General features: G+C 48.2%; 18 protein-coding genes. 9 read left to right on the top strand and 9 right to left on the bottom strand.

Annotated features, from left to right (window positions below):
- The first annotated feature begins 319 nt into the window (after positions 1 to 319).
- Positions 320 to 1,381: a hypothetical protein gene (locus ACY2RR_RS06260; protein ID WP_490107283.1), complete on the top strand. Its 1,062-nt coding sequence runs from the start codon at positions 320 to 322 to the stop codon at positions 1,379 to 1,381.
- 64 nt (positions 1,382 to 1,445) lie between these two features.
- On the opposite strand, the gene ACY2RR_RS06255 is transcribed toward ACY2RR_RS06260, so the two are convergent.
- On the bottom strand, positions 1,446 to 2,102 hold the full coding sequence (locus ACY2RR_RS06255) for a dioxygenase family protein (protein WP_490107282.1): 657 nt from the start codon (positions 2,100 to 2,102) through the stop codon (positions 1,446 to 1,448).
- Positions 2,103 to 2,264: 162 nt separating this feature from the next.
- Here ACY2RR_RS06255 and ACY2RR_RS06250 point away from each other — a divergent pair, with 162 nt between their 5' ends.
- The gene (locus ACY2RR_RS06250) at positions 2,265 to 2,741 is read left to right on the top strand and encodes an Mpo1 family 2-hydroxy fatty acid dioxygenase (RefSeq protein WP_490107281.1); all 477 of its coding nucleotides are present in this window, start codon (positions 2,265 to 2,267) and stop codon (positions 2,739 to 2,741) included.
- Here the strand turns inward: ACY2RR_RS06250 and ACY2RR_RS06245 are convergent.
- The gene (locus tag ACY2RR_RS06245; RefSeq protein WP_490107280.1) at positions 2,738 to 3,919 is read right to left on the bottom strand and encodes a dicarboxylate/amino acid:cation symporter; all 1,182 of its coding nucleotides are present in this window, start codon (positions 3,917 to 3,919) and stop codon (positions 2,738 to 2,740) included. The genes ACY2RR_RS06250 and ACY2RR_RS06245 overlap by 4 nt on opposite strands.
- A gap of 128 nt (positions 3,920 to 4,047) precedes the next feature.
- On the opposite strand from ACY2RR_RS06245, the gene radA reads away from it, so the two are divergent.
- The gene (radA, locus tag ACY2RR_RS06240; protein WP_490107279.1) at positions 4,048 to 5,424 is read left to right on the top strand and encodes a DNA repair protein RadA; all 1,377 of its coding nucleotides are present in this window, start codon (positions 4,048 to 4,050) and stop codon (positions 5,422 to 5,424) included.
- Here radA and ACY2RR_RS06235 read toward each other — a convergent pair.
- On the bottom strand, positions 5,421 to 7,490 hold the full coding sequence (locus tag ACY2RR_RS06235; protein ID WP_490107278.1) for a protein kinase domain-containing protein: 2,070 nt from the start codon (positions 7,488 to 7,490) through the stop codon (positions 5,421 to 5,423). The two genes, radA and ACY2RR_RS06235, sit on opposite strands and share 4 nt — an antisense overlap.
- Positions 7,491 to 7,631: 141 nt before the next feature.
- On the opposite strand from ACY2RR_RS06235, the gene thiE reads away from it, so the two are divergent.
- From thiE to ACY2RR_RS06220, 3 genes are read left to right on the top strand one after another with little or no spacing between them, the layout of a single operon-like run.
- Positions 7,632 to 8,276, top strand: a complete 645-nt coding sequence (gene thiE / locus ACY2RR_RS06230) for a thiamine phosphate synthase (RefSeq protein WP_490107277.1) — start codon at positions 7,632 to 7,634, stop codon at positions 8,274 to 8,276.
- Positions 8,277 to 8,312: 36 nt separating this feature from the next.
- A complete protein-coding gene (gene hemL, locus ACY2RR_RS06225; protein WP_490107276.1) occupies positions 8,313 to 9,596 on the top strand; it encodes a glutamate-1-semialdehyde 2,1-aminomutase in 1,284 nt (427 codons plus the stop codon).
- A complete protein-coding gene (locus ACY2RR_RS06220) occupies positions 9,596 to 10,228 on the top strand; it encodes a DUF6962 family protein (protein WP_490107275.1) in 633 nt (210 codons plus the stop codon). The genes hemL and ACY2RR_RS06220 overlap by 1 nt, the downstream gene beginning before the upstream one ends.
- 64 nt (positions 10,229 to 10,292) lie before the next feature.
- Here ACY2RR_RS06220 and ACY2RR_RS06215 read toward each other — a convergent pair whose 3' ends face one another.
- From ACY2RR_RS06215 to ACY2RR_RS06190, 6 genes are all read right to left on the bottom strand, one after another.
- On the bottom strand, positions 10,293 to 11,261 hold the full coding sequence (locus ACY2RR_RS06215) for a CAP domain-containing protein (RefSeq protein WP_490107274.1): 969 nt from the start codon (positions 11,259 to 11,261) through the stop codon (positions 10,293 to 10,295).
- Positions 11,262 to 11,353: 92 nt separating this feature from the next.
- Complete coding sequence (locus ACY2RR_RS06210) at positions 11,354 to 11,761, bottom strand: DUF1820 family protein (RefSeq protein WP_490107273.1); 408 nt, start codon at positions 11,759 to 11,761, stop codon at positions 11,354 to 11,356.
- Between the two features lie 3 nt (positions 11,762 to 11,764).
- Positions 11,765 to 13,348 carry an FGGY-family carbohydrate kinase gene (locus ACY2RR_RS06205; RefSeq protein WP_490107272.1) on the bottom strand — a complete coding sequence of 528 codons (1,584 nt, stop codon included), beginning with the start codon at positions 13,346 to 13,348 and terminating at the stop codon, positions 11,765 to 11,767.
- A 25-nt stretch (positions 13,349 to 13,373) separates the two neighbouring features.
- Positions 13,374 to 14,972: a glycerol-3-phosphate dehydrogenase/oxidase gene (locus ACY2RR_RS06200; protein ID WP_490107271.1), complete on the bottom strand. Its 1,599-nt coding sequence runs from the start codon at positions 14,970 to 14,972 to the stop codon at positions 13,374 to 13,376.
- The gene (locus ACY2RR_RS06195) at positions 14,965 to 16,584 is read right to left on the bottom strand and encodes an FAD-binding oxidoreductase (protein ID WP_490107270.1); all 1,620 of its coding nucleotides are present in this window, start codon (positions 16,582 to 16,584) and stop codon (positions 14,965 to 14,967) included. The genes ACY2RR_RS06200 and ACY2RR_RS06195 overlap by 8 nt, the downstream gene beginning before the upstream one ends.
- Before the next feature lie 304 nt (positions 16,585 to 16,888).
- Positions 16,889 to 17,335: a PaaI family thioesterase gene (locus tag ACY2RR_RS06190; protein ID WP_490107269.1), complete on the bottom strand. Its 447-nt coding sequence runs from the start codon at positions 17,333 to 17,335 to the stop codon at positions 16,889 to 16,891.
- Positions 17,336 to 17,929: 594 nt separating this feature from the next.
- Here ACY2RR_RS06190 and ACY2RR_RS06185 point away from each other — a divergent pair.
- The 3 genes from ACY2RR_RS06185 to ACY2RR_RS06175 all read left to right on the top strand — a co-directional run bounded on the left by ACY2RR_RS06185 (position 17,930) and on the right by ACY2RR_RS06175 (position 20,279).
- Positions 17,930 to 19,012, top strand: a complete 1,083-nt coding sequence (locus tag ACY2RR_RS06185; protein ID WP_490107268.1) for an IBR domain-containing protein — start codon at positions 17,930 to 17,932, stop codon at positions 19,010 to 19,012.
- Between the two features lie 327 nt (positions 19,013 to 19,339).
- A complete protein-coding gene (locus ACY2RR_RS06180; RefSeq protein ID WP_490107267.1) occupies positions 19,340 to 19,822 on the top strand; it encodes a hypothetical protein in 483 nt (160 codons plus the stop codon).
- A 106-nt stretch (positions 19,823 to 19,928) separates the two neighbouring features.
- On the top strand, positions 19,929 to 20,279 hold the full coding sequence (locus tag ACY2RR_RS06175; protein ID WP_490107266.1) for a RidA family protein: 351 nt from the start codon (positions 19,929 to 19,931) through the stop codon (positions 20,277 to 20,279).
- Positions 20,280 to 20,510 lie beyond the last annotated feature (231 nt).

The raw sequence follows: 20,510 nt of genomic DNA, 5'->3' as shown, positions 1-20,510 counted from the left end.
ACGCCGACATAAATCATTCTGCGACGCGGATCTGAGAATCGATACTGTATTCATTTCTACTCCCTCCTGTTCTATACGCCGTAACTGAGACAGCAAAGAAAAAAAGATCGCAGAGACCTCTTCTCTACTCTATTGGCTTTGTTATTTTGATTTACCCCTTTGTTCGCCGGTAAATGCAGCGCAGAAAAACAACTCAAATTAACCACGGTTAAAAAAAGTTAAAAATAGAGCATCATTTTGTTTTTTTGCCAGTGTCTCTGAAACTTATTACCTTCAAACAAGACTAATGGCGGGTAGCAACCAGAAAAGGATTTCTGTTATGGCCTCCGCGATTCTCCCAACTGACGAGCCCAGGTTCTCGTCAGACAAGTTTACTTTCCGAACAACGAGCTCCCACACCTGCTATGGATATGCCGTTGACCCTGTTGATCTGAGCGAACTGGCGAACAAATTAATTCAGGAATCCAAGTGTGGAATTTGCTTTGATAATAAACCTCGCACTTATCGCATCTGTAACGAAAACCACTATTTCTGCCGCCCCTGCTTCCAGCAGGTTCTCAAGGTTGATGGCTCCATCAATAAAAAAAGGACATGCCCGCTCGGATGCAAACTAACAACGGAAACAATAAGAAAGGCTAGAACATCTTCTCAAACTGGTTCCACCAGCTTGCACCCACTGGTGGCTCATCCTTATCAGGAGCTTATTGGGAATATTAAAGTTCGCTGTCCCTATTCTGACGAATGCCAGGAGACCGTAAATTATGGTGACCTGGACATGAACGAAGGGAAAAAAATATCGCCACTATTCACTACCAAGAACGAAGGCACGCACTTGCAGACTTGCAAGTTCAAACCCGTCAGATGCCTTAACTGTCAGGCGGCTATGCCTTTTGGAAAACTGGCTGAGCACCAAAGACAGGAACGCCTTAACAAAACAAATCTAACGTTAGAGAAAGCCGTCAAAGAGCATAAAGAGGAGCTAAACCAGGCTCAAAAAGCTCTCGCAGATGAACAGAAAAAAACTCGGGGGCTCGAAGATAAAGTGACGACACTGTCTGATGAGAAGGAAAAGCTGCAGCAACAGCTATTACTCTCTCAAAAAGCCATGAGCACCGAAGCACAAGAAGCGGAGAACCTGCGCGAAAGAGTTCTGGAGTTGGAAAACAAATACAGTGATTTGGTTTCCGCCAATGAAAAGGCTCTACAGAAAAACAAGGAATTAGAACATAAAAACAAGGCATTGTCTGAGAAGGCTGATGAACTGCAAACTCAGCTAGACGACAAAAACAAACCACAACCATCTTGGTTTTACCGGATGTACTGTGCTTACTCGAAACAGGTATCTGCCGCTCTGAGAAGCTCCTACAGGTATCCTTGTTAAGGAATTCCTCAGGTTATTTGCTTGGGGATCGTTTTTGCTCAGTACGCCGGGCTGAGCAAAAACATCAAACAACAATATCAAACTGACAATTCAGCGGTGCATCGGATTTCTCAGCCTGTTCAACTTTCGCAGTCAATAGATCTCGTTCCTGCTCAGTTTTTTTGTAAAGAACCAAATCGTATTTATTGGCCATATCAAAAAGATCAAAAAACATCTGGGAGGTAAAAGACTCCTGCCCGGGAATTGTAATCGTGAAGTGGATATGGGGCGCTCGAAAGGCAACCATTCCTGTACTTCCATCAGCGCGGGCAGGTACAGGGTAAGAACCGGGAAAGATCGTATGAAATACATAGTGCCCATTTTCATCGGTAACAGTACGCCCTTCATGCCGAAAGTTCGGATCACGCCACTCTGAACGTTTTTCATTTGGATGGTTGTACATACCATTTACACACGCCTGCCAGATGACTATTTCGGCTCCGGCATAAGGTTCACAACCTTCATTCATGATTTGCCCGGATAACGTAATTCTGCGTCCGGCTGCTTCTGGCCCTTCAGGATGTACTCGGGTTAGGTCATTTTCCAGCAAAGGTTTCTGAATCGGACGCATTGGCCCCGCGCCAGAAGCCGGGGCTTTAATACATTGACCGCCATAAACACTTGAAGCCCCGGCAAGAGCACTAGCAGCGGCCAGATTGCCCAGAAAATCTCGTCTTTTCATAGAAACCCCACAAAGTTGTATTTAATGGCTAGCCCCTGAAAAGGACAGGTTAGTTTCAACAACCCCACTCACTGGTTAGTGAAAAAAATGCACTACCGCTACTTTTCTCAATGTGACTAAAATGTAGTCACCAAAATCAAAATAATAAAAACGGAGTGAATTATGTCTGCGAAAACGGCCGATCAATGGTTTGAAGAATATGGCGAAAGCCACCAGAACAAACTCAACAAAATGATTCACTGGGTTTGTGTTCCGTTGATTTTCCTCGATATTATGGCGCTGCTCTGGTCCATTCCAGTTCCTGCGGCTTTTGCGGAAATTCATCCTTACCTGAACTGGGCCACACTCTCTTCTATCTTTATCCTGGGCTTTTATATTCGTCTTTCTTTCACTTTGACCTTAGGAATGGTGGCTCTCACCCTGCTGTCATATACCCTGATTGCCGGATTTGAATCTATGGGAATTGCTCCCCTGTGGATGACTGCCGCTATCGCCTTTGTTGTGCTGTGGACTTTCCAGTTTATTGGCCACCATGTGGAAGGCAAAAAACCTTCATTCCTTGCAGACCTGCAATACCTGATGATTGGCCCAGCCTGGTGTCTGGGCTTCCTCTACCGCAAAGTTGGCATCAGTTACTAATCTTCAATCTGCCGGGGCTCAGCTCCGGCAGAACCCCACCTGTCAGCGCCGATGTGATCCACAATCGTAGCGATCGCGCCATCTCCCGTTACATTACAGGCTGTGCCGAAACTGTCCTGCGCAAGATAAAGAGCAATCATCAGTGCCACCGCTGAATCATCAAAGCCCAGCATACTGACCAGCAATCCAATAGACGCCATAACGGCACCACCGGGAATGCCTGGTGCAGCAACCAGCGCAACTCCCAGCGTCATCAGAAAAGGTAGAAACACCCCAAATCCGACAATCCCAGAAGCAGACATCATCATAACGGCAGAAGCACACACGGTAAGGGTAATGGCGCTTCCGGAAAGGTGAATCGTGGCGCAGAGAGGAATTGCAAAGTCCACAACATGAGCATTAAGCCGTAGCTTTCTGGCGCAATCGACGGTCACGGGAATAGCCGCAGCACTGGAGAGTGTTCCAACCGCAGTAATGTAACTGGGTAACATCGTTCGCATCATGCTGAGAGGATTTCTACCCGTTCCCGCACCAACCATTGTGAACAGAATTAATAACCACACCCAGTGCAGGATAATGGCCAACCCAAGAACCCAGGCAAATGTTTCAATGGTCGCAAAAACGGTGCCGGACGCACCCATTTCCGCAAAAACCGCACAGATATAAAAAGGCAGCCCCGGAATAATCAGACGCAGCAATACCAGCTCAACAATATCCCGTGCCTGATCAACAAGCTTTAATAGTTCCTTACTGCGGGTTACGGAAACCCCCATGCCGAACATAAAGGCTGTTACCAGCGCGGTGGCAACTCCCATAAGAGGCGGCAGATCAATTGAAACCCATGGAGTGATTATTTCTCCCTGAGTGACATTGTTCGCAGAAGAACCCACCAGAACAGGAAGAATCTCTACGGCAACCAGATAGGCGAGAACACCGGCAACAATGGTTGAGGCATAAGAGAAAAACAGTGTAACCCCAAGCAAGCGTCCGGAACCTTTCTGCATACTGCCAATACCGGACATAACGTAAAACAAAATCAGCAATGGGACGGTAAAGTTCAGAAATTCGCCAAAAATACCTTTGAAAGTGACCAATACTTTTGTAACAACTTCAGGCGCAAACAACCCAATAAACACCCCGACAAAAATCCCCAATACCAATCTGATTATTAGCTTCACGTTTGAAATAACCTTTCTTATCGATATTGGGAAAGCATAGACGGCTAAATGGGTTTCTACTGTTGACCCATCCAGCCAAGTAACACAAAAATAGAACCCGTAATTCATGACTTCAGAACTTCATACGAATGGCAAAAGCAAAAACCCGTAAGGCCTTTGTTTGCACAGAATGCGGCAGCGACTCTTCGAAATGGCAGGGACAATGCCCTGACTGCCACGCCTGGAACACATTTAAAGAAGTGACTCTTGGCTCTTCGCGCCCCCATCTTGCCAACGCTTCTGGCAGCAGGGCCGGTTTTGCAGGTGCTTTGACTGCCGTTCAAAGCCTTTCAGAAGTCAGCGTGGAAGAAGCCCCTCGCTTCAGCACTGGCTCTCAGGAGTTCGACAGGGTTCTGGGGGGCGGTTTTGTACCCGGCAGTGCTGTTCTTATTGGTGGTCATCCGGGAGCCGGTAAAAGTACCGTTTTGTTACAGACCTTGTGTCATGTAGCTTCCAATATGAAGGCACTGTATGTATCCGGGGAAGAATCCCTGCAGCAGATTGCCGCCCGAGCCAAGCGCTTAGAATTACCTACTGATCAGCTGAAGATGTTGGCAGAAACCTCTGCCGAAAAGATTGTTCAGGTGGCCGAGGAAGAAAAGCCCGGCATTATCGTAGTCGACTCCATCCAGGTGATGTTTATGGAAGGCGTCGATTCCGCTCCCGGCGGGGTTTCACAAGTTCGTGAAACTGCGGCCTTCCTGACCCGTTTTGCCAAACAGACCGGCACTGTTTTGCTGATTGTTGGCCATGTGACCAAAGATAATTCTCTGGCTGGACCCATGACTCTCAGCCATATCATCGATACCCAAGTCATGCTGGGGAATACTGACGACTCCCGCTTCCGCATTATGCGTGCCACCAAGAACCGCTTCGGTCAGGTGAATGAGCTGGGTATTTTTGCTATGACCGAAAAGGGTTTGAAAGAAGTGAAAAACCCTTCAGCCATATTCCTTTCCCGGGGGGATGAAGCCACATCTGGCAGCATTATTAATGTGCTCTGGGAAGGCACCCGCCCATTACTGGTGGAGATTCAGGCTCTGGTGGTGGAGTCTCAATTGGGTAACCCTCGCCGTGTAACTGTGGGTATGGATCAGAATCGATTAGCAATGTTGCTGGCGGTACTTACCCGTCATGGTGGAATATTTACCAGCGATCAAGATGTATTCCTTAACGTTGTTGGCGGTGTGCGCATTACTGAAACCAGTGCCGACCTTGCCAGCCTGCTGGCTATTGTTTCCAGCTTCCGGGATGTGCCTTTGCCTCAGAACCTGATCGCCTTTGGTGAAGTGGGCCTGGCTGGAGAAATCCGCCCTGTGGCTAACGGTCAGGAACGAATTGTTGAAGCTGTGAAACACGGATTTAAGAAGGTAATCGTTCCCATAGCCAACAAGCCCAGAAAGCCAATGGAAGGGGTTGAGATTATTGGTGTGAATAAACTCTCCGAAGCGCTGGAAGCTATTTAATTAACCGCCTCAGCCGGCTGCTGTAAAAAAGGATGTAAGAGCAGCTGGCTGACAGAAGGTCGCTTATTTTTATCACTGGTCAGCATTTGATTCAGAAGATCAAATAGTCCACGCTCGCTTTTAGGGATATTCTCAGGATCTAAATAACTTCTCAGTACAAAATTGTGTTGCTGCTCGTTCGCATTACTCAGCATTTTCCAGGCAGTTTCGCTTCCTTCCACATCAAGGTGCTTAAGCCAATAAACACCTGCCGTACCAAGCCCCCAGATATCAACAGCCTGAGTAACAGGAGCACGCGGCTCTCTTTCGGGAGCCCGATAAAGCGGATTGCTTTTCATAGAAAAGGCCATGCCGTTTTCATCCATGTGTTTAGCGGAACCCAGATCAGCAATCCTTATAGTGCCATCTACGCCTCTGAGAATATTGGATGCAGTGATATCAAAGTGCCCTCGGTTTGATTGATGGATAGCCTCAATACCTTTCAGGGCTCCTGTCATATATTCCCGATACTCTTCAAAATCCAACGGCCTTCTTGAGGATGTATCATCTCCCCCATATTCCTCAATCATTACCATGCGCGCTTTATCACTGCCGGCATTTTCTATCCAACTGTCGTGTACTTTTATTATGTGTTCATCGTCCAGTTGAGAAAGGGTTCTGACCTCTTCGGCTAACTCAAAATAGGCGTTTTTATCTTTATCATTTATGGGTTTCCAGGGAGCTGACTTTCTCACCCAGAACTTGCCTGACTTGCTCTTAACTCTTTCTACAACGGAGATATACCCCTGATCGCTTTCTTGATTCTTCAGAGTTTCATCGTATCTGTAACCGCTGGAGTTATGGTACCAGTGGTTGATTGACTCCAACGCGGTATCCGCCAAAGCGACAGCAACTTCATGCAACAAGGCTTCAGCCGCTAATGCCGCCCAGTATGGGAAATGTATCTGACCTGATTCCAGTTTTTGGGAAGATGTATAAGCACTGTCTGCCAAGTACATTGTTCCCGGTAGCCCCGGCGACCAGGAACGATTGTTAACAACTTTAAGAAAACCGCTTCCACCGCCCTTCCCCGAAGGTGAGAGCAGCCTGCCTTCCTGCGAGTTGTCATGTACAACATTCTCAAATTCAACAAGGGAATCTCGAGCGTCACACTCAGCTTCCGGATCTTTAATAACCGTTTCTATGCAGTGCAGGGATGCTGGAGAAATAGAAGACGACAGTTCTTCATGTGCTGAGTTGTCAGAATAGGAATCAAGCAACCAGGACATCATGCTTTTGTGCTCACCCTGTCTAAGGTTGTGCAGGTTTCTTTCCTGCCAGCTTTTCCCTTCCTCTGTTTGCCAAAGCCATTTCAGTTGAAGAGCGTCATTTTCATCCTCCGCCAACCAAAGCAGCTCGACCTTGTTTTCCATAAGCGTGTTTATCAAGCTGACAAAAGATTTTTCCCAGTGTGTTTGCGCAGGTGAGATAGACACTGTTTTCAGTGGCGTGATTTCAATTCGGGATCCATAGCCAAACCCGGATGAAACTCCAAGCAGAAAATTGATGTTCACCGCCTGATCCAAATATTTTCCCGGATACAAAGGCATTCGGCCTGTACGCTGCCGACCGCTGATATTCATAAACCGGTTATAGGATTCGTGATAAAGAGCAACAGCGCCCCGACAGCCCCCAATAAAAAGATTGAAGGCATACCAAACCTTTAAAGGCATTAATAGAGTTCCATCTCTAAACCATCTTCTCAATTGTTTATAAGATTCAGGGGAAAGCAATTTCTGTGAAATAGCGATTCCCGCAGTTATCAAATGGTGCATCAGTTTTCGATAAGCAACCGAAGCGCTGGCCTGTAACAACGTGCTCACGATTTGTGAAGGCAGGTAAATATCGGGCAGGTAAACAGTGTATTCACCGTAGCGGAGAAAAGTTCCAGCCGCTGTTACATAAATAGGTGATGAAGAAAAATGATCAGATTCCTGAAATGAGGTCTCTGCAAATACCGGAAATGAAATAAGGCAAACAAAAGCCATTATTCGGGCAGCACTGCTCAACTGTTTCTTCTTGCTCATTATTATTGAGAGCGGCAAGCCTAGCAGATGTTTTTATGATCGCTTTTATAGATAGCGGGCTGTTACAAATTCAGTACTTGTTTTCCTGACACCTCCCCCCAACAATACCCACCAATTATTGATTCGAGTTTCAGGTTTTCTATGTCCACCCCTGTGCTTCATGGTCTGTACGGCGTTACCGACTCAAAACTCATGCCCGATGACAAAACTCTGTGTGAGCGGGTTACCGCTGCCATAGAAGGTGGCATGACCATTCTTCAATATCGGGATAAAAGCGGAGATCAGGAGCGTCGGCTGCGTCAGGCCACCATGCTCCGGGAATTGTGCGATCAAGCTGGTGTTCTGTTTCTGATTAATGACGATGTTGATCTGGCGGTCGCCAGCAAAGCTCATGGTGTTCACCTTGGCCAGAGCGATGAAGGCTTAATCAGTGCTCGCAAGCGTCTGGGAGAGAAGGCTGTTATCGGCATCACCTGTGAGAATTCCCTGAATCTGGCCCGCACCGCCACCAGCCAGGGAGCAGACTATATTGCCTTTGGCCGCTTTTTCCCGTCACTGACCAAACCCGATGCCAAACCTGCTCCGGTTTCTCTGCTTCGAGAAGCGCGGGCCGAATTCCAGCTCCCCGTAGTAGCCATCGGTGGTATTACCAGAGATAATGCAGCCCAATTAGTAGAAGCCGGCGCCGATATGCTCGCCGTTATCAACGACCTGTTCTCCCCCGATGAACCGGCTACGATAACCCATCGCGCTCAGGACTATCTCAACCTCTTTAAAGACTGCTGACATTTCAGCATCTCCGAGATTAACAGGACCACAGATATGAGTCGTTCCGAAATTCTGTTTGAACAGGCCCGGCAGCATATTCCGGGTGGAGTAAACTCCCCGGTTCGCGCCTTTAAAGGTGTTGGTGGAACCCCTGTCTTCTTCCGTGAAGCCAGTGGCTCAAAAGTTATTGATGAAGATGGCAAAACCTATATCGACTACGTTGGCTCCTGGGGGCCGATGATTCTGGGTCACAACCACCCGGACATTATTGCCGCTGTTCACAAGCAGGTTGATCTTGGCCTGAGCTTTGGTGCGCCAACCGCTATAGAAATTTCCATGGCTGACCGGGTTTGTGAAATCGTGCCCAATATGGAAATGGTGCGCATGGTGAACTCCGGTACCGAAGCCACTATGTCTGCTATTCGTCTGGCCCGTGGTTACACTGGTCGCGACAAAATCATGAAGTTTGAAGGATGCTACCACGGCCACTCCGACTCCCTGCTGGTTAAAGCCGGTTCTGGCGCACTGACTCTTGGTATTCCTAACTCTCCGGGTGTCCCTGCTGATCTGGCCCAGCACACCATCACTGTGACTTACAACGATCTGGACAGTGTACGAGCCGCCTTTGAAGAATCTGGCTCTGAGATCGCCTGTATTATTGTTGAGCCTGTGGCCGGCAATATGAACTGTGTTCCTCCTGTTCCCGGTTTCCTGGAAGGTCTGCGCAGCATCTGTGATGAGTACGGTACCGTTCTGATTTTTGACGAAGTTATGACTGGTTTCCGTGTGGCACTGGGTGGTGCTCAGGAACAGTACAACGTTAAAGCTGATCTGGTGACTCTGGGTAAGGTTATCGGTGGAGGTATGCCTGTTGGCGCCTTCGGCGGTAAACGTGAAATCATGGAACAGATCGCGCCTCTTGGCCCGGTTTATCAGGCTGGCACTCTGTCCGGCAATCCTGTTGCTATGACCGCAGGTCTGACTGCTCTGAACCTGATTTCTGAGCCTGGTTTCCATAAAGCTATGACTGAACGCCTAACTCGCTTGCTGGATGGTCTGAAAGAACGCGCCAAGGCTGCAGGTATTTCTCTGCGCACCAACCAGGTGGGAGCAATGTTTGGCCTGTTCTTCACCGAGCAGGAAGAAGTGACCAACTTCAGTCAGGTTATGGCCTGCGACGGTGCTCGCTTTAACCGTTTCTTCCACGCCATGCTGGAAGAAGGTGTTTACCTGGCTCCGGCCTCCTTTGAGGCTGGCTTTATCTCCAGTGCTCACAGTGAAGAAGATATTCAAGCAACTTTGGACGCGGCTGAAAGAGCCTTCGCCCGGATCGCCTGATGCCGTATACCTGGACCTCACTGGCAATCTCAGACGCCATACTGGCTTTCTCCAGTTTCTTTGGTGTCTTTCTTATGAGCCAGAGTTACCGGCTGACATCCAATCGAATGCCAGTCACAGGCATGTTGCTGTCTTTCCTGTTAGTGGGAATGGGAGCAGCCCTTGGCACATTGCGATATGGCTTTTCTCCTGCCTGGGAGGAGCCTTACCAGATGATGATGTCTGCTGCGAAAACTCTGGCACCACCATTAATGGCAGCGGCCATGGCCGTGTTCTGCTGGAAGTTACAGTGGAGTCGCCCAGCCTGGTGGCGGTTGCTGATTGGTTTGATGGCAGGATATGAACTTTCCCGCCAGACAGGTTACGGAGAACTGTTTCTCGATATTACTGCGTCCCTGTCTTTGTTTATCACTACAGCGGCCGCTTTATCACTGATAAAACAGGAACGGATTTTCTCGCTGTTTATAGTCGTGGCTGTTATTGCTTATGCACTGGCAGCTTTGGTGATAGGAACAGAGGGATCGCTGGCAGGCTATCTGCGCCTGGATCTTTACCGATACCTGCTTGCATTGGGCAACCTGTTTGCAGCCAGTGGCATTTTTATAATGCTGAAACAGATATTTAAAACCTGATCCAGAGGCTGCTCAAAAAGAACCCCGAAGGTGTTTGCACATCTTCGGGGTTCTTTTTTACTGCCTACATCTTTGCCGCTGTATAAAAAGACCACTTCACAGCAACAGGGTGACGATCAATCACTACCTTGAGTTGCGCCGTGTAATAGGTATTGGTTTTTAATGGTTGTTTGGGAAACCAAGCAAAATCGTAAGCCGTAAATACACGATTAATGTCTGATGTTTTATCCAGCCTTGGTAACAAGATAACTTCTCGCCCCTGATTATCCGTTAAAACAAAACGAGTAATAGTGATGTTTTTTCCACCCATTGTTACCGGGTTGAAATGCACGGATATGGGGTGGCCTGTTACGTCTTTTAAACTTGGAAAAGGTGCCGGTTGTTCGTTATTCAGAAAGCTGGCTGGAACATTTCTCTGCCCCTGCCAAGGATAAATCACATAGTCGGCACTACCTAAGGCTGCTTCATCCCCAGTGTTGTAAAACTCATGCTCATCAATCGTGATATTTGCATTGCTGCACATACCAGCGAGAGTTCCGGTTATGCCTCGCTCACATAAATTACGATAACCGGAATAGCCCATCACGTAGCTATAGAATGGTTTCATACCATTTGAACTGATAGATGTTGCAAGCCCGATCTCATCAAGATAGAAACTGAGAAACCCGAGCCGGTGATAAATCGCACTCATTAATTCCCGAGCCGAACTTTCCCAGGAGTTCTGCCCGGAAGACAGGTTTTCGAAATAAAGTCGAGATGGATAACCAGAAAAAGTCATTCGATCACTGCACTTCTCTCCGGTGAATCCCGGACAACGTTCATTCTCATGATGCCCACGATCATTATTCAGAGCCATGTAATCACTATGGTTTCTAGCAGCTTCCATCAAAAGAGGGTGAGATTTTAACGGCCGAAGGCCTGTACGAGCTTTATTAATGAACTCCAGCGCTGCCTGAGAGCCATGATCCGCAAAAGATAAAGCTGAAAAAGCCGTAAACAGGATCAAAACAACGAAAGAACGAGCAGCCCCCATAAACCCCGTACAACACAAGTAAGGAAGAATCTGGGAGCTTAGACCGAAGAGTTCACTGAAGTTCCGAAACTAACCTCAGCAATTACAGTCGGTTACTTGGCAGGGCCCAGCGGCATTGGGAAAGGTGTAACTTTCTCTCCACTGGCTGTAGAGATTTTCCCCTGCCCTTCCTTTTCCACTTCATCAATTCGAATAATGGCATGCATGGGAATAAAGCTGCGTTTTACACCAGAAAAGGCTGTTTTCAGTTTTTCTTCAGAAGGGTCCACCAGCAAGCTGCTGCGCTCCCCAAACAGGTACTCTTCCACCTCAATAAAACCGTACATATCGCTTTGATAGACGTTACGAACAAAGACTTCGTAAACTTCGCCCTGATTCTGGAAAATAACCTTGAAGGTTTTATTGGTTGCCATGTTTGGTGAAAAAGACTCATGGGGTTGAAAACAAAAACGGGACGCATCATACCACTGAGCGTCCCGCTTTGAAGTGCCACAGAGCAAGCACTATTCCGGATACCCGGTAATCTCTCGAATTTTCCGATAGAGCGGCTGTAGTTGTTTGTACATTTTCAGATAAACCTCAGAGTACAAACGATGGTAAAGCTTCACGTTTTCCTTATTGGGTTCAAACACTCGCTCAGCGCGAGTCATTGAGTCAATCGCGGATGGATAATCTGGATAATAACCAAGCCCAACGGCGGCATTAATGGCCGCGCCAAGTCCCGAGGTTTCATAAGTGTGTGGGCGAACAACCGGCAGATTAAAAATATCTGCGGTCAGCTGCAATGCCCCATCACTCTGGGAACCACCACCGGACACCACCAGCCGACGAAGCTTTAACCTTCCCTTTTTCTCCAGCTTCTCTTTTCCTTCCCGGAGTGCATAGGCTAGACCTTCAACAATGGCTCGATATACATGGGCTCGATGATGAACATCACCAAAACCAATAATGCCACCTTTGGCTTCCTGATTTTTCAACCCTGGCGACCAGTAAGGCTGAAGCATTAACCCCATAGAACCAGCAGGCGCTTCATCAATAAGATCTTCAAACAGTTCTTCCGGGAGAACACCACTGCGTTCCGCTACTGAGCACTCATGATGACCAAACTGTTGTTTAAACCAGCTCACCATCCAGTAACCCCGGTACACCATAAACTCACTGTTCCAGGTATCAGGAATAGCTGCAGGCCAGGGTGGAACCAGAAGCTGAGGTTCACGAAACTTATTGTGAACAACATTGATCGTTGCTGTGGTGCCATAACTGAGGCAGCCGGTGTCTTTGTCGTAACAACCAGAACCGATAACTTCGCAGGCTTTATCAGCACCCGCCGCTATCAATGGTAAACCTTCTGGAATACCTGTTTTCTCAGCAGCTTCTGCAGTGATTTTGCCGAGGGTTTCACCTGGCTTTATCAGCTCAGGAAGTTGTTCACGTTTCAGACAGGTCGCTTTCCAGCTCCAGTCCCAATCAGGTGCCCAGTCCAGCTTGCGATAATTAAACGGCAGATAACCAACCGAGCCACCAACGGAATCTTTGTATTCACCGGTCAGTTTCAGAGTATGCCACCCAGACAACAGCAGGTAATGTTTTGTTTTTTCCCAGATTTCAGGCTCATTCTGAGAAATCCAACGGGAATAACATTTGCTGCGGAAGTAATTCATCAGCCCTTTCAAGCCGACAACAGAAGCCAAGGGGCCCCATAGTCCGCCGATAGAGTCATCGGTATTGGCCCGGCGTTGATCAAGCCAGACTATCGCCGGGCGCAGTGCCTGACCTTTGTCGTCAACACACACATAAGTGCCACGCTGACACGTCAGGGTTACACCCTTGATCCGGTTTTTATCAATATCCGTTTTTTCCCATAACCGCTGGCATGCTTCACAAAGGGACTGCCAGTAGTACACTGGTTCCTGCTCAGCCCAACCGGGCTGACGGGTAAAATAAGGGTCAAGTTCAACCTTGCTTTTGCTGACTACATTACCCTGCAAATCAAACAACAGCGCCCGCACACTCTGGGTGCCGTTGTCGATTGCAAGGATCAGATCAGCGGATGCTTCAGTGTTGTTATTCTTTTTATCTTCCGCCATAAATTCCGACCTTAATTCACCACTATCAGGCTATTTGGTTCAGGCTGTATGATTTTTCCCAAAGGGCTTTATATCGTGATTTTTCACTCTGCCAGTGATTCTCAGACCATCCAGCTTCTTCGGCCATAATCCTGCCGACACGATCAAGGTGTTCTCGTGCCCCTTCGGGTAACAAGTTACCAATCCGTGTTCGCCTCAAAAGCAAATCATCCAAGTGACGAACCTGTTCATTGGCAGCAGCCCAGCGCAATTCGAGCCAAAGATAGTCGGTAGAACCAATTCGCGTGAACTCATTATCTTTGGCCAAAGCCAGAACATTCGGCAAGCGGGTTCCAAACCGACCGCGTAAACGTTTCTGCTGTCCGACTTCCAGAATGTTAAAACGGTTGTCGTTTACCGTTTCCTCAAAATTGCGGAACAACATGGCTTGTGACTCTGGAGCAGGCACAGTCACGTCGGGAAGATATTTAGAAGCCTTCTTCAACGCATCCCGGGCAATTAACCGGAAGGTTGTCAGCTTGCCACCGCAGACAGAAACCAGACCATTATCATCCCAGATAGCGTGTTCACGGTTCTCTTTGGAAGGATCGATATTTTTACCGCTACTGATTACCGGGCGTACACCAGACCAGGTTGATGTCACATCCTTACGTTGAATATCCGCGCTAGGGAACTCACTGTTGGCAGCTTTCAGCAGGTATTCAATTTCCTGCTCGCTAATAGCCGGATCATCATCAAGAGACGTACTATGATCAAGATCTGTTGTACCAATCACCGTGCTACCCTCCCATGGGAAGACAAACACAGGGCGCCCATCATCCGGGTGCATGAAGCAACAGGCCTGCGCAACAGGCACACGCCAGCCAGGCAATACCAGATGACTTCCACGCAAAGGACGAACAACGGATTTCTGGCCAACCTGACCACGGAGAGTATCACTCCATGCACCGGTTGCACTGATAACAACTTTTGTTTTCAGGTCAGCACTGGTGTCCGTCAAAGAATCTTCTACCCGCACACCACAAACCTGCTGCCCATCTTTCAGCAGCTCAACGACTTTGCAGTAATTAGCCGCGATACCACCATCAAGACGCGCCTCATCAAGAGTTCTCAATACAAGACGAGCGTCGTCAACAAACGCATCACGGAATGTTGTTGCACCTTTCAGGCCTTCTTGACGAAGGCCTGGAATCAATTGGTGATCAACAGCTGTTTTATCAGAGAAGCTGTGGGCTTTTTTGCCTGCCAGAAAATCATAAACTGTCAGTAGCGCGCCAAAAGCCATAGGACCTGGGAACTTGCCTTCATAGTGAGGCATGGTGAATCCTCCCAGGTTTACAAGGCCAGGGGCTTCCTTCATTAAACGCTCTCTTTCCTGAACAGATTCCTTGGTTACTCGAATCTGCCCCTGGGCAATATAACGCAGTCCACCATGCACCATCTTTGAGGAACGACTTGAAGTTCCCCAGGCATAATCCCGCTGCTCAACCAGAAGAGCCTTTAAACCACAGCGTGCGGCCTCTCGGAGAATCCCGGCTCCGGTAATTCCGCCACCAACAACAATAAGATCCCAGTTTTGCTCCTGCAGGTCACCAATACGGCTGGTATCGGCAGGATTAGTCATTGCTCTTCTCCTCAAGAAGAACCCCGGGTACCAGACGCTGCTGGGGGTCAAAGTGATCACTTAACTTGTACAGAGCAGCCATACCCAATGGGCCTTTTTCTGCTTGCAGGTAAGGAGCATGGTCGCGACCAACGCCATGCTGGTGGCTTATGGTTCCGCCATTTTCAACAATTGCCATAGAGCCAGCACGCTTCAGTTTCTGCCAACGAGCCAGTGTTTCTTCATGGGTTTTGCCAAAACGGAACAGATACGTCGTGTAGATACTGGAACCCTGGGTATACACATGAGAAAGGTGTGTGAATGTGTGAACAACCTCACCTTCATCTTCCAGGGCAGTACGTAAGCCACCTTCAATGGCATCGATAGTGACATTGGTCTTGTCCCAGTTCACGCTGGTTTCCAGAGTGTCTACTGCATAACCGTGCTGCCAGAGGTTCTCGCGCAGATAGGGATAACGGAACCGCCCTTTCTCCCACAATTTACCAACACGGGGAGCGAGACCGGTCATACCAACACCGTTGTAATGGCGAATCATTTTGTGGGCCTGCTTCTTCGCGGCACGCACCTGAGCGCAGGAACCAGTAATACCAAAGGTCACCATACATTTGCCTTCATCTACACCACGCAAACGGAGATAACGCTCAAGCCAGGCGACAAGATCATCATGGCCTGCCAGCTTTAACTGACTCCAGGTTTCAACAGCATTGGAAGCACGTAACATGGAAAGTTGAAGCTTCTTCTGGGTAGCTTCACGGCAGAAAGAGTAAGCGCTGGCCCAGTCCGGGAAGTAAACAACCAGAAACTCTTCTTTCTCAGGCAAACGGGTAACCCGTACTTTAACCTCAGAAATAATACCGAAACGTCCTTCTGAACCCATGATCATCTCACGGATATCAGGTCCAGCAGACGACGCTGGAATTGTAGGAATATCCATGGTGCCATCGAATGTTTCCAAACGACCACCGGCAAACATCTGCTCAATACGGCCATAACGCAGAGATTGCTGACCGCTGGAACGGCTGGCTACCCAACCACCAATAGTGGAAAGTTCATAAGACTGAGGGAAGTGGCCAAGAACATAACCTTTGCTGGCCAGCTGTGCTTCAACCATTGGGCCGGGAGTTCCCGGGCCAAAGGTTGCGATCTGACTTTCTTCATTCAGGTCCAGCAGCCGGGTCATTCTCTCAAGGCTGACTGTCAGAACAGCACGCTCTTGCTTCTGTGGATTGATATGACCAACCACGCTAGTGCCACCACCATAAGGAATAACAGTAAAATCTTCGGCACGAGCCAGATCCATCAATTCGCGAATCTGTTCAGGAGTTTCCGGGAACGATACACCATCAGGGAAACAGCCAAAGTCACCACTCTTCATGGCAATCCAATCTGGTAAAGACTGACCACGGGAGTGACGTACACGGACTTCAACATTTTTATCGATAAGAGGGTGGTCAGGCAGACGGGAAGCAGGTACCTGACTGCAAACATCTTCCAAGGTTGCTTCTGGAAGAGGGGAGCTGTCGCCTAATGTTTCTTTGACGAAGGCCAGAGCTGTATCCGTAAGTGGTGGCTTCTCTGTACCGTCGTGACCCCAGCTGTTCCAGTAGCGCATGCTTGACTCCCGCATATTTGTGACCCGGATGAACACGAAACCTGCATTTCAGGCCCGAATACCGGACTATTGTTTTTATTGGCCTTTGCATTCTAGCGGAGACAATTCAGCTGTCACTGACAGGCTAAAGATAGTGTCTGTCATTTAAGGCCATACATGAATGTGTATAGCTGTCAGACTCCCACTATGGAGCCAAGGGCAAACACAAAAAGAATTCGTGAGAAATATTTCCAAAAAAACAACACCGCCAAATGCGGTGCTATTTCAAGACAATCTTACATTTTACGGAGAAGCCGACAGGCGTTTAGATGCTGGATCGAACCTGGTAAAGCCCTTCCGTTACAGCGACAACATTATCGTCAGAGTCCTTCAGTTCACCAGTCAGTACAAAATCAGCTTTTCCGTTTTCCTGTGCATCAGAGGCAATACGGGTGATTTCATCGTCCGCCAAAAAGGTTTCAAAGGTGATATCACCCTTAGCTGGCTTCAGATACTTGATAGACATATTTTTAAGAAGAGGAATATATTTCCCAGGCTCAAAGCAAGCCAGAGCCATTACCCCTCCAGGAATTTCTGCCAGCGTGAACATTGCCCCAGCGTACATGGTTCCAAAGTGGTTACCATTACCTTCTGCAGGCATGAAACACTTCACATAACCAGCCTTGGCTTCCAGAACCTTCAGGCCAGAGCGCTTAACGAACTCTATTTTTTCTTCCGCAAAATGTTTGAGCATGTCTTCTGTTAATTTCATAACGGCTCCGTTAGCACATCTGACAATTCCAGTATTTGCCAAAGTCTAAATGAAGTTTTTACGGCAGACATTTACCAGAGAGCCCATAACGACTGACAGGAAAAACCATCCTTAGCTGCGAATAACAGGTTTGTTATTGACTGAGAAATGCAGGAACTGTCGCTATACGAACAGGTCTTATTAATGTATCGGGAATACGTTTACATTTTAAGATCCTGTGGAGAAAACTAGATGGATGCCAGATTTTGTACAGGAACAACTGCACCTCCAGTACTGGTTACACAATATTCAGACTCTGATTCATCGGATACCGAAGATGAACAGTTTGTTGTGGCTCCCGTTTTTTCAAGAAGCGTGAACCCGTTTACAACCCGAAATCCAAGTCCAGCTTCAACAAGTGATTCCTATCTCAGGCAAACACTTCCACAGTCATCATCTCAACCGGAACCTGAACCACAGCGCAGGTTTCCGCGCCGGCGCAGAATGAGGGGACAGAGCTCCATACATAATACTCGCGGAACACCTTATGACCGGCTGCAAGGAGTCAGTGTGCGCCCCTCCCTGTTGTCTGGTGACAGAGCATCAACCTCAAGAATGGCTGAAACTTTGGGGAGTGAAATTCACCCGCCAGTTCCAGACATAGGAATGGAAATTGAGGCTGAATATGAGCCTCAGGAAACTAATACACCTGTGACCGAAATCACTTCTCTTCCCCAGACAACTGCAAGTAATTTACCATCAGGCAGTTCATCGTCAGGGCTTACATCAACCCTAGCCGGTGCTGGCAGATACCTTTGTACTCTTTTTACGGCCCCCGATGAAAAGGTTGAATGCGGTGTTTGCTTTGATTCAAAGAAGCTACATAGCAGTTATTTCTTTTCTCCTGATGCGGAAGAGTGTTTTAAGTTGGCGTGTGGACATATTTACTGTGCAGGCTGCCTTTCTACAGCTGTCGAAAAAAATGACCCTCGCTGTCCAGAGCCCACGTGCAGGAAAGGCATTACAGATTCTGATCAGCGTCAGGTACTTGGTCGTGAAAAATATGAAACCCGGAAGCGGGAAGATAGGGAGTTTGCAAGAAAGAGAAAGATCGAAGAAGCGAAAGGCCTAAGAAAGACAGATGGGCTTATTAAGCAAGAGCTGGAAGACGGTACGCAGATGAAGTGTATCTCGCCCAGGTGCCCCCACTCTGTAGAAAGAACCGCAGGCTGTAACTACATGAGGTGCGTCTGTAACCAGGAATTCTGCTTTATGTGTGGGGTTGCCTGGCAGTATGGAAACGAACTCAACCCCATGTTCGTGGATTTTGAACAAAAGCACCCGAACTCTTGCTGGTGCTTTATGACCACCTCATGCCCTGTGTGCAGCTTCAAGGCCAAAAGAATAGAGTGGCCGCAGCACCTGACTCAATGTCAGTCACCAAAATGCAACACCTTATTTTGTTATGACTGTCGCGGGACCATGACACCGGATCAAGAGCACATATGTCGACGAGGCCCGAACGCTTCTTATAATCACAGCCAGCGCCTGATAGCTGAGGAGAGAAGAAGAGAGCGGAGACGTCAGGGGCAGGACCGACAACAAATGCTTAGACTCCAGCAGATAAGGGAACAAGCGGAGCGTCGTGAAAACAGGCTTAGGGAGCGCCAACGTAGAGCCATGGAGCGTCAGCAGTAGATGATGCAAGCACATGAGCACCCAAGGCAACGGCACCGTCAGGGGCTATTAACTCCCTACTACCTATAATTATCCCTGTTACCACCGTAACAGGGATGTTCCATGAAAATTGTCAGAAGTTCGTTACTTTTATTAAAAACCGCAACAGTGCCACTTCTTGGAGGCCTGTTTTTGACACTCTCCGTCCAGGCTCACAATCATCACCCACCACACGGGCCAGGAGGCGACCACTGCAGACCTCCTCCACCCAAATGCAATATCAAGAACGATAGATATCATCTATCTGGAGTATTTGAGCAGGATAAGAAGATATCCATGGTGCTGTGGATGAAACGGGGGGTTCCTATCGTAATCATTAAAGATGGAAACCAACAGAAAGAATATTTGGCCACAGTCTCCAGACGTCCACATGGGCCATTTCCCCGCCATGGACGATGCGGAACCCATGACCAGCATCCCAAAGGTGAACACGGCCACTGCAGGGGAAAACGTGGAAATCCTGAACACCACCACCCTCCCCACAGAAAGCCCAGACCTGACTTGTTTGCTCAGCGCAGCTGTAAAGAAAACACCCTCAATTTTGCCTGGGAGAAAAACATGTCCATTCCCGGCACTCTCGGAGGACGAATATCGTTCCAGCTGCAAAATGGTGCTTTATCCGGAGAAGTTCTTCTGGATGGTGAAGGTATAAAGATTGATGATAAATCTGTCACCCTTCATAGCTCTGGCTACTCGGCCAGCGGCGCAGCAGATAACCAGTCTGATGGCTCTGGAGAATGGGATGGCTCAACAGAACTAGCACCTTACTAACACCTCTGCTTACAGGCATCCCTTTGGATGCCTGCTTATATCAATATTCATTTTCCCAAGCTGTGTTACATTCCGCGCTCTTTTCATCACCTCTCGGATAATTCCTATGTCCATTACTCGCATGGAAACCAAACAGCGCATGAGCCGCATTGTAAAAAACAACGGCACTATTTACCTGTGTGGCCAGGTTGCTGAAGATGCGTCTGCAGGCATTCAGGAACAAACCCGCACCATGCTGGCTAAAGTTGACGCTCTGCTGGAGCAGGCTGGTAGCGATCGTGAACACATCCTTTCCGCCACTATTTACATCCGCGATATGAAAGACTTCACTGCCATGAACGAAGTATGGGATGCATGGGTACCAGAAGGCCACGCTCCAGCCCGTGCCTGCGTTGAAGCCCGTATGGCCCGTCAGGAACTGCTGGTTGAAATCTCTGTTGTTGCTGCTGAGAAGTAATAATTCTGCCTTTCTGGCGGAAAGGTGACCTTTCTGCCAGAAATCCTATCAGCACTGCCCCTACCTTTTATCCGCACATACGCTCAGTTTTTATAGGAAATAACTCTAAGCTGTCAGCCTAACCTCAGCTATGCACCCGCATGGATGGCTATTATAATGCCCCGATTTCGCACAATAGAATCCAGTAAGTAAACACTGACAGACTTTGTGCTTGCCTTGAAAAACACGGTG

It is taken from the genome of Parendozoicomonas sp. 2304DJ65-17 (genome assembly GCF_058148445.1).
Note: the sequence above shows the minus strand (reverse complement) of the source record. Positions and strands in the feature narration are given on the sequence as shown.

Bases quoted from the DNA above. Each gene is read 5' to 3' on its own strand.
- ACY2RR_RS06260 (WP_490107283.1), top strand. From the start codon at position 320: ATGGCCTCCGCGATTCTCCCAACTGACGAGCCCAGGTTCTCGTCAGAC.
- ACY2RR_RS06255 (WP_490107282.1), bottom strand. From the start codon at position 2,102: ATGAAAAGACGAGATTTTCTGGGCAATCTGGCCGCTGCTAGTGCTCTT.
- ACY2RR_RS06250 (WP_490107281.1), top strand. From the start codon at position 2,265: ATGTCTGCGAAAACGGCCGATCAATGGTTTGAAGAATATGGCGAAAGC.
- radA (WP_490107279.1), top strand. From the start codon at position 4,048: ATGGCAAAAGCAAAAACCCGTAAGGCCTTTGTTTGCACAGAATGCGGC.
- ACY2RR_RS06235 (WP_490107278.1), bottom strand. From the start codon at position 7,490: ATGAGCAAGAAGAAACAGTTGAGCAGTGCTGCCCGAATAATGGCTTTT.
- thiE (WP_490107277.1), top strand. From the start codon at position 7,632: ATGTCCACCCCTGTGCTTCATGGTCTGTACGGCGTTACCGACTCAAAA.
- hemL (WP_490107276.1), top strand. From the start codon at position 8,313: ATGAGTCGTTCCGAAATTCTGTTTGAACAGGCCCGGCAGCATATTCCG.
- ACY2RR_RS06220 (WP_490107275.1), top strand. From the start codon at position 9,596: ATGCCGTATACCTGGACCTCACTGGCAATCTCAGACGCCATACTGGCT.
- ACY2RR_RS06215 (WP_490107274.1), bottom strand. From the start codon at position 11,261: ATGGGGGCTGCTCGTTCTTTCGTTGTTTTGATCCTGTTTACGGCTTTT.
- ACY2RR_RS06205 (WP_490107272.1), bottom strand. From the start codon at position 13,348: ATGGCGGAAGATAAAAAGAATAACAACACTGAAGCATCCGCTGATCTG.
- ACY2RR_RS06200 (WP_490107271.1), bottom strand. From the start codon at position 14,972: ATGACTAATCCTGCCGATACCAGCCGTATTGGTGACCTGCAGGAGCAA.
- ACY2RR_RS06195 (WP_490107270.1), bottom strand. From the start codon at position 16,584: ATGCGCTACTGGAACAGCTGGGGTCACGACGGTACAGAGAAGCCACCA.
- ACY2RR_RS06190 (WP_490107269.1), bottom strand. From the start codon at position 17,335: ATGAAATTAACAGAAGACATGCTCAAACATTTTGCGGAAGAAAAAATA.
- ACY2RR_RS06185 (WP_490107268.1), top strand. From the start codon at position 17,930: ATGGCTGAAACTTTGGGGAGTGAAATTCACCCGCCAGTTCCAGACATA.
- ACY2RR_RS06180 (WP_490107267.1), top strand. From the start codon at position 19,340: ATGAAACGGGGGGTTCCTATCGTAATCATTAAAGATGGAAACCAACAG.
- ACY2RR_RS06175 (WP_490107266.1), top strand. From the start codon at position 19,929: ATGTCCATTACTCGCATGGAAACCAAACAGCGCATGAGCCGCATTGTA.